Source organism: Pseudomonas sp. HMSC066A08, assembly GCF_001813025.1.
GTDB lineage: Bacteria > Pseudomonadota > Gammaproteobacteria > Pseudomonadales > Pseudomonadaceae > Pseudomonas > Pseudomonas aeruginosa.
Genome location: NZ_KV811348.1, coordinates 111310 through 125988, shown reverse-complemented (window position 1 = coordinate 125988; position 14679 = coordinate 111310). Strand labels below are relative to the sequence as shown.

The 14679-nt window shown below is 66.4% G+C and carries 11 protein-coding genes; 7 read left to right on the top strand and 4 right to left on the bottom strand.

Annotated features, from left to right (window positions below; translation table 11 throughout):
- The first annotated feature begins 27 nt into the window (after window positions 1-27).
- Window positions 28-885, top strand: coding sequence for an efflux RND transporter periplasmic adaptor subunit (locus tag HMPREF2886_RS24380; protein ID WP_033968619.1), 858 nt, complete (start codon window positions 28-30; stop codon window positions 883-885).
- On the opposite strand, the gene HMPREF2886_RS24375 is transcribed toward HMPREF2886_RS24380, so the two are convergent.
- From HMPREF2886_RS24375 to HMPREF2886_RS24365, 3 genes are all read right to left on the bottom strand, one after another.
- Window positions 866-2041: an MFS transporter gene (locus HMPREF2886_RS24375; protein WP_033975476.1), complete on the bottom strand. Its 1176-nt coding sequence runs from the start codon at window positions 2039-2041 to the stop codon at window positions 866-868. The two genes, HMPREF2886_RS24380 and HMPREF2886_RS24375, sit on opposite strands and share 20 nt — an antisense overlap.
- A gap of 150 nt (window positions 2042-2191) precedes the next feature.
- Window positions 2192-2662, bottom strand: a complete 471-nt coding sequence (locus HMPREF2886_RS24370; RefSeq protein ID WP_003091647.1) for a MaoC family dehydratase — start codon at window positions 2660-2662, stop codon at window positions 2192-2194.
- Window positions 2659-3609 (bottom strand): alpha/beta hydrolase, encoded by a 951-nt coding sequence (locus tag HMPREF2886_RS24365; protein WP_039027787.1) that lies wholly within the window; start codon window positions 3607-3609, stop codon window positions 2659-2661. The genes HMPREF2886_RS24370 and HMPREF2886_RS24365 overlap by 4 nt, the downstream gene beginning before the upstream one ends.
- A 246-nt stretch (window positions 3610-3855) precedes the next feature.
- Here HMPREF2886_RS24365 and fadD2 point away from each other — a divergent pair, with 246 nt between their 5' ends.
- The 4 genes from fadD2 to hrpA all read left to right on the top strand — a co-directional run bounded on the left by fadD2 (window position 3856) and on the right by hrpA (window position 11900).
- Window positions 3856-5544 (top strand): long-chain-fatty-acid--CoA ligase FadD2, encoded by a 1689-nt coding sequence (gene fadD2, locus HMPREF2886_RS24360; protein ID WP_033968624.1) that lies wholly within the window; start codon window positions 3856-3858, stop codon window positions 5542-5544.
- Between the two features lie 234 nt (window positions 5545-5778).
- A complete protein-coding gene (gene fadD1 / locus HMPREF2886_RS24355; protein ID WP_003091643.1) occupies window positions 5779-7467 on the top strand; it encodes a long-chain-fatty-acid--CoA ligase FadD1 in 1689 nt (562 codons plus the stop codon).
- A gap of 121 nt (window positions 7468-7588) precedes the next feature.
- Window positions 7589-7744: a hypothetical protein gene (locus tag HMPREF2886_RS34645; protein ID WP_162978839.1), complete on the top strand. Its 156-nt coding sequence runs from the start codon at window positions 7589-7591 to the stop codon at window positions 7742-7744.
- A gap of 175 nt (window positions 7745-7919) precedes the next feature.
- On the top strand, window positions 7920-11900 hold the full coding sequence (gene hrpA / locus HMPREF2886_RS24350) for an ATP-dependent RNA helicase HrpA (RefSeq protein ID WP_070748552.1): 3981 nt from the start codon (window positions 7920-7922) through the stop codon (window positions 11898-11900).
- 72 nt (window positions 11901-11972) lie between these two features.
- On the opposite strand, the gene phoA is transcribed toward hrpA, so the two are convergent.
- A complete protein-coding gene (gene phoA, locus HMPREF2886_RS24345; protein WP_033968628.1) occupies window positions 11973-13403 on the bottom strand; it encodes an alkaline phosphatase in 1431 nt (476 codons plus the stop codon).
- Between the two features lie 204 nt (window positions 13404-13607).
- Here phoA and HMPREF2886_RS24340 point away from each other — a divergent pair, with 204 nt between their 5' ends.
- Together HMPREF2886_RS24340 and HMPREF2886_RS24335 are read left to right on the top strand one after the other, a co-directional pair.
- On the top strand, window positions 13608-14045 hold the full coding sequence (locus HMPREF2886_RS24340) for an HIT family protein (protein WP_070748550.1): 438 nt from the start codon (window positions 13608-13610) through the stop codon (window positions 14043-14045).
- A 228-nt stretch (window positions 14046-14273) separates the two neighbouring features.
- On the top strand, window positions 14274-14679 hold a 406-nt coding region (locus HMPREF2886_RS24335), incomplete at its 3' end, for a contractile injection system protein, VgrG/Pvc8 family (RefSeq protein ID WP_256562575.1).

Sequence of the window (14679 nt, the reverse complement as noted above, 5' to 3'; positions counted from 1 at the left end):
ATCCGTCGCCCCGAGAAGGAGATTCGCATGCGTGCATCGCTTCGCGTCGTCGTCACCCTGCTGGTGGTCGTTGCCGCTGTCCTCGCCGGCATCTGGCTCTGGCGCTACTACATGCTCTCGCCCTGGACCCGCGATGCCCGGGTGCGGGCCGACGTGGTGGTGGTGGCGCCGGACGTGTCCGGCTGGGTGACCGACCTGGAGGTCAAGGACAACCAGATGGTCAAGGTCGGCGACGTGCTGATGCGCATCGACCAGGAACGCTACCAGGCCAACCTGGAGCAGGCCCGCGCCGTCGCCGAGACCCGTCACCAGCAATACCTGTTGCGCCAGAACGAGGCGGCCCGGCGTAGCCGCCTGGGCATCGGCGCGATCAGCGCCGAGGACAAGGAAAACGCCCAGATCAATGCCGCCATCGCTCGCAGCGAGTACCAGGAGGCGCTGGCCCAGGTGAAGATCGCCGAACTCAACCTCAAGCGCAGCGAGCTGCGCGCCGCGCGCAACGGCCAGGTCACCAACCTGCGCCTGGCCCAGGGCAACTACGCCACGGCGGGCCAGGCGGTGATGGCACTGGTCGACCAGCAATCCTTCTATGTGGTCGCCTATTTCGAGGAAACCAAGCTGCCCGGCATCCGCGTCGGCATGCGCGCCCAGGTCCGCCTGATGAGCGGCGACCAGCCGATCGACGGCACGGTGGAGAGCATCAGCAGCGGTATCACCGACCGCAACTCGACGCCGGACGGCCAGTTGCTGGCCAATGTCGAACCGACCTTCAACTGGGTGCGCCTGGCGCAGCGCATTCCGGTGCGCATCCGCCTCGACCAGGTGCCGGCGGATGTCCACCTGAGCGCCGGGATGACCGCCAGCGTCACCGTGCAGGGGGACTGAGCGGCAGCGCTTGAGTGGCGCCATCCAGCGTGCTGGCGGCGAGCGCGCAGGCCAGCGCCGCCAGCACCAGGGCGAGGCCGACCCAGGGCGTCGCGGCGACTCCCAGTGCCGCCACCACCAGGCCGCCCAGCGCCGCGCCGAGGCCCACGCCCAGGTGCATGGCCGAGGTGTTCAGGGCGACGCCGGCGGAACCGCTGGCTGGATCGCTGCGCAGCAGGAAGCTCTGCACCACCGGCGAGATCATCCAACTGATCGCGCTCCAGACCATCAGTACCGGCAGGAACCCGATGCTGCCCAGGCTCAGCGGCACCGCCGCCAGCGCCAGGGCGAAGGCCGCCGGCACCAGACGCAGGGCGCGCCGGTGGCCGAGGCGGTCGGCCAGCCAGCCGCCGATATAGCCGCCGCTCAGCGCTGCCAGGCCGATCAGCAGGAGGATCAGGCTGATCTCGCTGGGCGAGCGAATACCGGCCATGCTCGCCAGGTACGGGGTGAAATAGGCGAACAGGGTGAAGTGCCCGCCGAGCAACAGGATCGATACCAGCTGCGCGAGCCACAGCGCGGGCTGGCGCAACTGCCGCAGGTAGCCTTCGCGGCCGGGCAGGTCGCCGGCCTGGCGTTGCGGCAGGTAGCGCCAGAGCAGCAGGCACAAGGGCAGCGAATAGGCCGCGATGCCGGCGAAGATCCAGCGCCAGCCGAACCAGTCGCTGATCTGTACGCCCAGTGGCACGCCGAACACCAGCGAACCGCTGATGCCCATGAAGATCAGGCCGATCGCCCGGCCGCGCTGGGCCGGAGCGGCCAGCTCGGCGGCGAGCAGGCTGGCGAGGACGATCAGCAGCCCGCAACAGGCCGACATTCCCAGGCGAGCCAGGAGCAGGCCGAGATAGCCCGGAGCGAGGGCGGCGAGCGCGTTGCCGAGGGCGAACAGCAGCAGGGTCGCCAGCAGCAGGCGGCGGCGTTCGATGCGCCGGGTCAGCCAGCCGAGCAGCGGTGCGGCGAGGGCGAAGCCGAGGGAGAACAGGGTGGTGAGCTGGCCGGCCAGGCTGATGGAAACCCGCAGGTCTTCGGCCAGGGGCGGCAGGATGCCGATCAGGATGCTTTCCGCCAGGCCGGCGGCGAAGGTGGTCAGGGATAGCAACAGCAAGCGAAGGTCCATGGCGGCTCCGATTCCCGGTAAGGGGTTTCGGGCGCTGGAGTGCCTTCGGTTATCCCTGGTGATTGAGGTAAGACAGCGGACAGGGTAGAGCAGCGCGCGGCGGCCCGGCAAGTCCGCCGGGCCGCATGGCCCGACGGCAGGGAAGGCTGCTCAGCCGATGCTGATCGGGGGCAGTTCGGCCAGCTCGACGCTGAGCTTCTCTTCCGGCGCCATGATTTCCGCTTCGCCGTCGACCACCTGCTTGCCTGCCTGGTTGAACACCCGCGTGGCCATGCGCACGCGGTTCTTCGGCAGCTTCTCGAGGACTTCCAGTTCGACCTTCAGGTCGTCGCCGAGCTTGACCGGACGGGTGAAGCGCAGGGTCTGGCCGAGATAGATGGTGCCTGGGCCAGGCAGCACGGTGGCGATCGCCGCGCTGATCAGGGCGCCGCTGAGCATGCCGTGGGCGATGCGTTCCTTGAACTGGGTGGTGGCCGCGTAGGCGGCGTCCAGGTGCACCGGGTTGCGGTCGCCGGAGACCGCGGCGAACAACTGCAGGTCGCGCTCGGCGATGCTGCTGGTGTACTCGGCCTTTTGCCCGACCTCTAGCTCAGCGTAGGGAATGTTCTGGACCTGGCTCATGTTCTCTCCTTTGTCGAATGATCCCGGCGGTGGCGCAGGGCCTGTTCCAGCCAGTCGATCAGGTCTTGGGTGACCGCGTCGCGGTTGCTCTCGTTGAACAGCTCGTGACGGGCCTCGGGATAGGTCTTCAGGGTCACCTGGCGCAGCCCGGCGCCGCGCAGGGCGTCGGCCAGGTCGCCCAGGCGCTTGCCCTGGCTGACCGGGTCGCGTTCGCCGCCGATGACCAGCAGCGGCAGGTCGGCATCGATCTGCCGCAGGTGGGTGGGCGGGGTGATATCGGCCAGGCCGCCGAGCAGGTCCACCCACAACTGGTTGCTGCAGCGGAAGCCGCACAGCGGGTCGGCCACGTACCTGTCGACTTCCTGCGCATCGCGACTGAGCCAGTCGAAGGCCGTGCGATTGGGCTTGAACGCCTTGTTGAACGAGCCGAACGAGAGGAAGTCGATCAGCGCGCTCTTGCCCAGCGGCCCCTGGCGCCAGCGCTCGAAGCGGGCGATCAGGCGGGCGACCCGGTAGAGCGCTTGCGGCTGGTAGTTGGAACCGGAAAGGATTGCCCCTTGCAGGCTGCAGCTGTGGTGCAGCAGGTAGGCCATGGAGATGTAGCTGCCCATGCTGTGGCCCAGCAGGAAGATCGGCAGTTCCGGGTGCTGCTGGCGGATATGGTGGTTCAGGCTGGCCAGGTCGCCGACCACCTTGCCCCAGCCGCCCTGGTCGGCGAAGTGGCCCAGTTCTTCGGCTTCTGCGGTCCGGCCGTGGCCGCGCTGGTCGATCGCATAGAAGTGGTAGCCGGCAGCGTTCAGCGCGGCGGCGAGACGCTCGTAGCGACCGGCGTGCTCGGCCATGCCGTGGGACAGCATCACCGCGCCGACGGCCGTTGCGCTCGGCCAGTGGCGGGTGTACAGCGGGGTTTCGTCGCTGGCGGGGAGCCAGTAGGCAGCGGCGGGCATGTTCGTTCCTTGTGCCGGGCGGACGCGTTCCGGCGCATTCTAGCAGCGTGCGCGGTTTCGTCCCGGAAAAGCGCCAACCTTGGGCATAGGTCGCTCTGGAATGGCGGACGGCGAAGAGTGACAGGCTGGAGATTCACACTATCAATAAGGGCAGGAGGAGTATTTGCGCTGTCCGACGCAACTGCTAAGTTGCCCGATGCCCCGCACATGCGGGCCAGACCCGCTCAGGTAAGAGGACAAGAATAAATGCAACCTGAATTCTGGAACGACAAACGCCCGGCCGGCGTACCCGACAGTCTCGACTTCGCCGCCTACCGTTCCGTGGTCGAGGTCTTCGAGCGCTCCTGCAAGAAATTCGCCGACCGCCCGGCCTTCAGCAATCTCGGCGTGACGCTCAGCTACGCCGAACTCGATCGTCTGTCCGCCGCCTTCGCCGCCTACCTGCAGAAACAGACCGATCTCAAGCCCGGCGACCGCATCGCGGTGCAGATGCCCAATGTCCTGCAATATCCCATCGCGGTGTTCGGCGCCTTGCGCGCGGGGCTGGTGGTGGTCAACACCAATCCGCTGTACACCGCCCGCGAAATGCGCCACCAGTTCAAGGACGCCGGCGTGCGTGCGCTGGTCTACCTGAACGTGTTCGGCAAGCTGGTCGAGGAAGTGCTTCCGGATACGCGGATCGAGTACCTGATCGAGGCGCGCATGGGCGACCTGTTGCCGGCGCTGAAGGGTTGGCTGGTCAACAGCGTGGTGAAGTCGGTGAAGAAGATGGTCCCCGATTATCGCTTGCCCCAGGCGCTGCCGTTCAGGCAGGCCTTGAAGCAAGGCCAGGGCCATGCCCTGCAGCCGGTCAGGGTCGGCCTGGAGGATGTCGCCGTGTTGCAGTACACCGGCGGCACCACCGGGGTCTCGAAGGGGGCGATGCTCACCCACGGCAACCTCGTGGCGAACATGCTGCAGGTCCACGCCCAGCTTTCCCAGCTCGGCAAGGATGGCCTGCCGCTGATGAAGGAGGCGCAGGAGGTGATGATCGCGCCGCTGCCGCTCTACCACATCTATGCCTTCACCGCGAACTGCATGTGCATGATGGTCAGCGGCAACCATAACGTGCTGATCACCAACCCGCGCGACATCCCCGGTTTCGTCAAGGAACTGAAGAAGTGGCGTTTCTCCGCGCTGCTCGGCCTCAACACCCTGTTCGTCGCGCTGATGGAGCACCCCGGGTTCAAGGACGTCGATTTCTCCAACCTGAAGCTCACCAACTCCGGCGGCACTGCACTGGTCAGCGCCACCGCCGAGCGCTGGAAGGGTGTCACCGGCTGCACCGTGGTGGAAGGCTATGGCCTCACCGAATGCTCGCCGGTAGTGACCACCAACCCCTACGGCGAGCAGGCACGCCTGGGTACGGTGGGGATTCCGGTCGTGGGCACGGCGCTCAAGGTGATCGACGAGGAGGGCAACGAGCTGCCTGTCGGCGAACGTGGCGAACTCTGCGTGAAAGGTCCGCAAGTGATGAAGGGGTACTGGCAGCGTCCCGAGGCCACCGAGGAGATTCTCGATGCCGAAGGCTGGCTGAAGACCGGCGACATCGCGGTGATCGACGAGGACGGCTTCGTGCGCATCGTCGATCGCAAGAAGGACCTGATCCTGGTCTCCGGCTTCAATGTCTACCCCAACGAGATCGAAGACGTGGTGATGGCCCATCCGAAGGTGGCCAGTTGCGCGGCGGTAGGCATTCCCGACGAGAAGTCCGGCGAGGCGGTGAAGCTGTTCGTGGTGGCCCGCGACCCCAGCCTGTCGGTCGAGGAACTCAAGGCCTACTGCAAGGAAAACCTCACCGGATACAAAATTCCGCGACAGATTGTGCTCAAGGATGCATTACCGATGACGCCTGTGGGTAAAATCCTCCGTCGTGAGCTGCGCGAAATCGCCTGATAGCCTTACAAGGCTCTGAAACGGGCATTTGCCGGGGACAGGAAAGACCGTGACCGAGACTAATGTCTCGGTCATTTTTTTGACCGAATAGGTCATGTTTGGTGCTGGTCTGCCTCTGGCAAAGCTGATAATCTCGGCGCGCCTAATAGCCCTGGGTCCAGGGTTAGCGAGCAGATCACAACAAGATGCCGCCATGAGCGGTGAAGATTAGCTGTTGCTTAGGAGTGGGCTTCCATGATCGAAAACTTCTGGAAGGACAAGTACCCAGCGGGTATTGCTGCCGAGATCAATCCCGACCAGTACCCGAACATCCTGTCGGTACTGAAGGAGTCCTGCCAACGTTTTGCCACCAAGCCCGCGTTCACCAACCTGGGCAAGACCCTGACCTACGGCGAGCTGTACAAGCTGTCCGGCGACTTCGCCGCCTACCTGCAGCAGCACACCGATCTCAAGCCCGGCGACCGCATCGCCGTCCAGTTGCCCAACGTCCTGCAGTACCCGATCGTGGTCTTCGGCGCCATGCGCGCCGGCCTCATCGTGGTCAACACCAACCCGCTGTACACCGCGCGCGAGTTGGAACACCAGTTCAACGACTCCGGCGCCAAGGCGGTGGTCTGCCTGGCCAACATGGCCCACCTGGTCGAGGGCGTACTGCCCAAGACCGGCGTCAAGCAGGTGATCGTCACCGAAGTCGGCGACATCCTGCCGCCGCTGAAGCGCTTCATCGTCAACTTCGTGGTCAAGCACATCAAGAAGATGGTGCCGGCCTACAGCCTGCCGCAAGCCACCAAGCTGACCGACGCGCTGGCCAGGGGTGCCGGCAAGTCGTTCCAGGAAGCCGCGCCGCAGGCCGACGACGTCGCCGTGCTGCAATACACCGGCGGCACCACCGGGGTCGCCAAGGGCGCCATGCTGACCCACCGCAACCTGGTGGCCAACATGTTGCAGTGCAAGGCGCTGATGGGCGCCAACCTCAACGAGGGCTGCGAGATCCTGATCGCGCCGTTGCCGCTGTACCACATCTACGCCTTCACCTTCCATTGCATGGCGATGATGCTCACCGGCAACCACAACATCCTGATCACCAACCCGCGCGACCTGCCGTCGATGCTCAAGGACCTCGGCCAGTGGAAGTTCACCGGCTTCGTAGGCCTGAACACCCTGTTCGTCGCCCTGTGCAACAACGAGACCTTCCGCAAGCTGGACTTCTCCGCGCTGAAGCTGACCCTCTCCGGCGGCATGGCGCTGCAACTGGCCACCGCGGAGCGCTGGAAGGAAGTCACCGGCTGCGCCATCTGCGAAGGCTACGGCATGACCGAGACCGCGCCGGTGGTATCGGTCAACCCGTTCCAGAACATCCAGGTCGGCACCATCGGTATTCCGGTGCCCTCGACCCTGTGCAAGGTGATCGGCGACGACGGCCAGGAAGTGCCCCTGGGTGAGCGCGGCGAACTCTGCGTGAAGGGTCCGCAGGTGATGAAGGGCTACTGGCAGCGCCAGGAAGCCACCGACGAGATCCTCGACGCCGATGGTTGGTTGAAGACCGGCGATATCGCGATCATCCAGGAAGACGGCTACATGCGCATCGTCGACCGGAAGAAGGACATGATCCTGGTCTCCGGCTTCAATGTTTACCCGAACGAGCTGGAAGACGTGCTGGCGACCCTGCCGGGCGTCCTGCAGTGCGCCGCGATTGGCATCCCCGACGAGAAGTCCGGCGAGTCGATCAAGGTCTTCGTGGTGGTCAAGCCGGGGGCGACCCTGACCAAGGAACAGGTCATGCAGCACATGCATGACAACCTGACCGGCTACAAGCGGCCGAAGGCCGTGGAGTTCCGCGACAGCCTGCCGACCACCAACGTCGGCAAGATCCTGCGCCGCGAACTGCGCGACGAAGAGCTGAAGAAAGCGGGCCAGAAGTAAGTCCGCCGTTGCCTGAAGAAGCCCCGCCGATGCGGGGCTTCTTCGTTGCAGGCAGTCGGTTGCGGGGGGAGCGGGCCTGTGGGGGCATGCCTGTAGCGCATCACCTGTCGGAGGAAACCCCATGGCCCGCCTCGATCCTGCCCTGGCCGAAGAAATACGCCGTCTGCCGATCAGCCGGCGTCTGGAACTGATCGAGGCATTGCTGGATCGCGCCGGCCCCGAGGTGGAGCGCCAATGGCTGCGAGTGGCCGAGGTGCTCAAGCGACTGGGGCGCTGAGAGGGCCATCGCCCACCAGCAGCCTCGGCCGTATCGCGGCAGCGAGCGTTAACCGGGATTCGTCCTCTTCCGCTCAAATCTGCGACAATTCCGAATATTTTTCGCCTCGGCAGTGGCCGGAGCTTCTTTCCGTCCTCCGCGACTGCGGCACGCTCACAGCATTCGAAAAGCCTAGATGACCGACCAGACTCCTTCCCTCGACCAACTCGTCCGGCGCCTCGACCAGGCCCAGATCAGCGACCGCCACCGCCTGCGCCGGCAGCTTCACGAACTGCGCAAGCAGCCCGACGACGCGCGCCTGGCGCAGTGGGTCGAGCGCTTCCAGGCATCCTGCGCCAAGGTCGAGGCGCGGCGCGCCAGCGTGCCGGTGATCCGCTACGACGACAGCCTGCCGATCGCCGCCAAGCGCGACGAGATCAAGGCCGCCATCGCCGCCCACCAGGTGGTGGTGATCGCCGGCGAGACCGGCTCGGGCAAGACCACCCAGTTGCCGAAGATCTGCCTGGAGCTGGGTCGCGGCATCCACGGCCTGATCGGCCATACCCAGCCGCGTCGGCTGGCGGCGCGCAGCGTGGCGACGCGGGTCGCGGAAGAGATCGGCACGCCGCTGGGCGCGCTGGTCGGCTACCAGGTACGCTTCGAGGACCAGAGCGACGACAGCACCCTGGTCAAGCTGATGACCGACGGCATCCTCCTGGCCGAGACCCAGCACGACCGCTACCTGGAGCGCTACGACACGCTGATCGTCGACGAAGCCCACGAGCGCAGCCTGAATATCGACTTCCTTCTCGGCTACCTGAAGACCCTGTTGCACCGGCGTCCGGACCTGAAGCTGATCATCACCTCGGCGACCATCGACCTGGAGCGTTTCTCCCGGCATTTCGACGGCGCCCCGGTGATCGAGGTTTCCGGCCGTACCTATCCGGTGGAGACCTGGTACCGGCCGCTGGCGGCGGAAACCGACGAGGAGGGCAACCGGGTCGAGGACGACCTGTCGGTGGACCAGGGCATCCTCGCCGCCCTCGACGAGATCGCCGCCCACGAACGCGAGGTCGGCAAGCGGCCCGGCGACGTGCTGGTGTTCCTCCCCGGCGAGCGGGAGATCCGCGACGCCGCGGAGATGCTGCGCAAGGCCAACCTGCGCCACACCGAGGTACTGCCGCTGTACGCGCGACTGACCCCGGCCGAGCAGCAGAAGATCTTCCAGCCGCGCCCGGGACGCAAGATCGTGCTGTCCACCAACGTCGCGGAAACCTCGCTGACGGTGCCGGGCATCCGTTACGTGATCGACAGCGGCACCGCGCGGATCAGCCGCTACAGCTACCGCGCCAAGGTCCAGCGGCTGCCCATCGAGGCGGTATCGCAGGCCAGCGCCAACCAGCGCAAGGGCCGTTGCGGACGGGTCGAGCCGGGCATATGCGTGCGTCTCTACAGCGAGGAGGACTTCAACGCGCGTCCGGCCTTCACCGACCCGGAAATCCTCCGCACCAACCTGGCCGCGGTGATCCTCCAGATGCTGCACCTGCGCCTCGGCGACATCGAGGCGTTCCCCTTCATCGAGCCGCCGGACGGCAAGGCGATCAAGGACGGCTTCACCCTTCTGCAGGAACTGTCGGCGGTCAACCGCGAAGGCCAGCTGACCCCGCTGGGGCGCCAACTGGCGCGCCTGCCGATCGACCCGAGGCTCGGCCGCATGCTGCTGGAGGCGGCCCAGCAGGGTAGCCTCGAGGAAGTGTTGACGGTGGCCAGCGCGCTGTCCGTGCAGGACCCGCGCGAGCGTCCGGTGGAGCGGCAGCAGGCCGCCGACCAGGCGCACGCGCAATGGAAGGATCCGGATTCCGACTTCGCCGCGCTGATCAATCTCTGGCGTGGCTTCGAGGAGCAGCGCCAGGCGCTGGGCTCCAACGCCCTGCGCAGCTGGTGCCGGAAAAACTTCCTCAACTACCTGCGCCTGCGCGAGTGGCGCGACGCCCACCGCCAACTGACCCTGATCTGCCGCGAACTGAAGCTGCCGTTCGGGCGCCCGGCCAAGGCCGAGGCGCGCAAGCCGGAGGCGAAGAAAGGCGCGTCGGCCGACAACGAACGCGTGGTACCGGGGATCGATTACGCGGCGGTCCACAAGGCGATCCTGTCCGGCCTGCTCAGCCAGATCGGGCAGAAGGCCGAGGAAGGCGACTACCTCGGCGCTCGCCAGCGACGTTTCTGGATCCATCCGTCCAGCGGCATCGCTCGCAAGCGCCCGCAATGGATCATGGCCGCGGAACTGGTGGAGACCACCAAGCTGTTCGCCCGAATGGTCGCGAAGATCGAGCCGGACTGGCTGGAGCCGCTGGCCGGGCACCTGATCAAGACCAACCACTTCGAGCCGCACTGGGAGAAGCGTCGCGGCCAGGTGGTGGCGTTCGAGCAGGTCACCCTCTACGGCCTCATCGTCATCGGTCGGCGTCCGGTGCACTACGGTCCGATCGACCCGCCGGTGGCGCGCGAGCTGTTCATCCGCGAAGGCCTGGTGCGCGGCGAGATCAACAGCCGCGCCAAGTGCCTGAGCGCCAACCGGCAGTTGCTGGAAAAGCTCGACGAGCTGGAAGCCAAGGCACGCCGGCGCGACATCCTGGCCGACGAGGAAACCCTGTTCGCCTATTACGACGCGCGCCTGCCGGCGGATATCTACCAGACCGCCAGTTTCGAGAAATGGTACGCCCGCGAGCGACAGAACCAGCCGGACCTGCTGCTGATGCGCGAGGAAGACGTGCTGGCCCGCGAAGCCAGCGAAGTCACTGCGGCGCAGTACCCGGATCGCCTGCGCCTGGGCGATCTGCACCTGTCGCTGAGCTACCAGTTCGAGCCCGGCACCGCGCGCGACGGCGTCACCGTGCGGGTACCGGCGCCGCTGCTGCCGCAATTGCCGGCCGAACGCATCGACTGGCTGGTGCCCGGCCTGCTCTACGACAAGGCGGTGGCGCTGGTGCGCAACCTGCCGAAGGCGATCCGCAAGAGCTTCGTGCCGGTACCGGACTTCGTCCGTGCCGCCCTGGAGCGCATCACCTTCGGCGAAGGTTCGCTGCCGCAGGCGCTGGGCCGCGAGCTTCAGCGCATGACCGGCGTGCGGGTAGCCGACGAGGCCTGGGCCGAGGCGGCGACGCAGTTGGACGATCACCTGCGGATGAACATCGAGGTGGTCGACGCCCAGGGCAAGTTCCTCGGCGAGGGCCGCGACCTGGCCGAACTCACCGCGCGTTTCGCCGAAGCCAGCCAGGCGGCCCTGGCGATTCCCCAGGCCGACAAGGAACAGCAGCGTCCGGTGGAGGCCAAGGCCTTCGCCAGCGTCGCCGAGAAGGCCCAGCAGAAGGTCGCCGGATTGTCGATGACGGTATACCCGGCGCTGGTGGAGGAGCAGGGCGAGGTCAAGGAAGGGCGCTTCCCGACCCAGGCCGAGGCCGACTACCAACACCGCCGCGCCCTGCAACGACTGCTGTTGCAGCAACTGGCCGAGCCGGCCAAGTACCTGCGCGCCAAGCTGCCGGGGCAGACCGAGATGGGCCTGCTGTACCGCGAGCTGGGACGGGTCGAGGCGCTGGTCGAGGACATCCTCCTGGCCAGTCTCGACAGTTGCGTGCTGCAGGGCGAAAGCCTGCCGCGCGACGGCGCCGCCCTGGCCGCGCTGGCCGAGCGCAAGCGCGCTGCCTGGAACGAGCACGCCGAGCGCCTGGCACGCCTGGTGCTGGATATCCTCAAGCTCTGGCACGGCCTGCAGAAGCGCTTCAAGGGCAAGGTCGAGCTGGCCATGACGGTGCCGCTGAACGACGTCAAGGGCCAGCTGGCCAACCTGGTGTATCCGGGGTTCGTCCGCGCCACCCCGCTGGAGTGGTTGAAGGAGTATCCGCGTTACCTCAAGGCCATCGAGCAGCGCCTGGACAAGGTCGCCGGCCAGGTCCAGCGCGACCGGGTGTGGAGCGGCGAGCTGGGCGAACTCTGGGCGCAATACCAGGCGCGCCTCGCCAAGCACGCCCAGGAAGGCAAGCGCGACGCCGAGTTGCAGGTGTATCGCTGGATGCTGGAGGAGTACCGGGTCTCGCTGTTCGCCCAGCAACTGGGGACCCGGCTGCCGGTCTCGGACAAGCGCCTGGCCAAGCAGTGGAGCCAGGTCGAGGGCTAGTTCCAGGGGTACCGCGCGAAATGAAAAAGGCGCGCCGGTCGAAACCGGCGCGCCTTTTTCGTTCTGGTCCGATCAGTCGCGCAGGTTCAGTGCGCGACGGATGGTGAAGAACAGGTCGGTCTGGTCGGTCAGGCCGGTGACATTGGCGGCCTGCGGGCCGTAGGCGGCGATGCGCAACTGGGTGCCGGTGTGCTCCTGGGAGCCTTCCTCGGAGTTGCCGTAGCTGATCGCCAGCGGCGCGCCGTCCTTGGTCGTGAGCAGTTGGGTCAGCCCTGGCGCGGCGGTTTCCGGCGGGATGATCTGGCTGGAGTGGGCGTGGTCGGCGGTGACGATCACCAGGGTCTCGCCATCGGCCTTGGCGAAGGCCAGGGCCTTCTGCACGGCTTCGTCGAGGTCGACGGTCTCGCCGATCTGGCCGCACGGATTCGCGGCGTGGTCCTGCTTGTCGATGGACGCGCCCTCGACCTGCAGGAAGAAGCCGTTCGGATTGTCCTTCAGCAGCTCGATGGCCTTGCTGGTCATTTGCGCCAGGGTCGGGATGTCGGCGGTGCGCTTCGGGTTCGCCTCGCAGCTCACCGCCGGCTGGTTCAGGTTGCCGTGGTAGGTGGCGGTCGGACCGAGCCAGCGCACCGGCATGTTGCCTGGCGCGAACAGGCCGATCAGCGGCTGCTTCTGATTGGCGCGGCGCACGGCTTTCAGTTCGTCGAGGTTCTCGACGATCCGGTAGCCGCGGGCTTCGGCCTGGGCGCGGAGGGTCTTGCCGGCATAGCGGCCAGCCTTGGCGGTTTCCGCGAAGGTCGCGGCACCGCCGCCGAGGACCACGTCAGGGCGGGTCTTCAGCCACTGCTCGGTGATCGAGCCGGCGCCGTCGTTCTCCAGGGCATTGCTCGGGCACTGCTTGCTGGTGGCCTCGGGACCGTAGCACTTGCGAGCGGTGACGTGGGCGAGCAGGGCGGCGGGGGTGGCGTCCTGCAGCTCGGCGGTGGAGACGTTACCGGTGGCCTTGCCGTTGAGCTTGGCCAGCTCCAGCAGGTTGCGGTGCGGCTGTTCGTGGATATCCACGCCGATCGCGCCATTGTACGACTTGACCCCGGTGGCCCAGGCGGTGGCGGAGGCGGCGGAATCGGTCACGTAGTCCGGCAGGCCGCTGTCCTTGTGCAGGGAGTAGTGGGTGTACTGGCCGGTCAGCGGCAGCGCGTCGATGCCCTTGAAGTAGCCGCCCGCGCCGCGCGCGTAGTTGCGCGCCACGGTGATCTCGGAGTCGCCCATGCCGTCGCCGATCAGCAGGATCACGTTCTTCGCCTTCTTCTTCGACAGCGACTGCTTCAGGGCCTGGGTCAGGTCCTGCTCGACGCGTCGTGCGCCGCCGTATTCGCTGAGTTCGCCACGGGCCTGGCGGTTGAACAGCGACGGATCGTCCTGGCGCGCCTGGGCCGGCAAGGCGCTGCCGAGCACGGCCATGGAGACGGCAAGAGAGAGGGCGAGGGGATAACCTGGGGTCATGACGCATTTCCCTATGTTGAGGAGGTGACTGTGCGAGACGGCGGGGCCATCCGGCGAGTGCTACGAAAGTAGGGAAGGGTGATGACGGGCTTGTGACAATTTCTTTCGAAGTGTGTGGAGCGCGCGACGCATCACGTCGTGACGAGCGGGGAGCGAGCCGGTATGGTGCGCAGGTCTATTCCGGTTCGTTCAAGGAAAGCCTCCATGAGTCTGCACGGCGTTTACGATTCCCAGAACATCTTCGCCAAGATCATTCGCGGCGAAGCTCCCTGCTACAAGGTCTACGAAGACGAGGACGTGCTCGCCTTCCTCGATCTGTTCCCGCAGTCCTACGGGCATACCCTGGTGATTCCCAAGCACGCCGAGGCGCGCAACCTGCTCGAGATCGATGCGCAGAACCTGGCCAAGGTCATGGCCGTGGTCCAGCGCCTGACCCGCGCCCTGGTCGAGGAGGTGCAGCCGGACGGCGTGCAGGTCGCCCAGTTCAACGGCGCTCCCGCCGGGCAGACGGTCTTCCACATCCATTTCCACGTCATCCCGCGCTTCAGCGGCGAGAACCTCGGCATCCATGCGGCGAAGCAGGGCGACCGGGAAGTGCTCGCACAACTTCAGGAGCGTCTGGCGCAGCGTCTGCAAGGCTGATTGCGCATGGGCCGGCCCGGGTCGGGGGCGGTCCTTCGCTCGTCGGATTTCTCTGAAATGTTTTGTTACATACTGTCGAGGGTCAGGCGCGCCGCGGTTTTCCGGCGATGTGCGCAACAATTTGCACAGTTTTTTTGACGTAGCATCCGCGCGATCACGCACTTCGGATCGAGCACGGCGAACAGGGACGCCAGCCGTGCAGGTTTTTCGAGAAACAGGGGACAGCGGATGTTCAACCCGGCCAACCAGACCCACTTCAGCCTCAGCCTCGACGGCCTCCGTCACGACCTGCAGGTCCTCGAATTCAGCGGCCACGAAGGCATCAGCCGGCCCTACCGCTTCGAACTCGAACTGGTCAGCGAGCGCGCCGGCCTCGACCTCGAAGCGCTCATGCACCGACCCGCCTTCCTCGCCTTCACCCCGCAGGGCCAGGGTGTCCACGGGCTGATCTACGGCGCCGCCCAGGCCGACGCGGGCAAGCGCCTGACCCGCTATCGCCTCACCCTCGTGCCGCAACTGGCCTACCTCGCGCAGCGCAACAACCAGCGCATCTTCCAGCACCTCACGGTGCCGCGGATCGTTGCCCTGATCCTCGAGGAGCACGGCATCCTCGCCGACGCCTACCGCTTCCAGC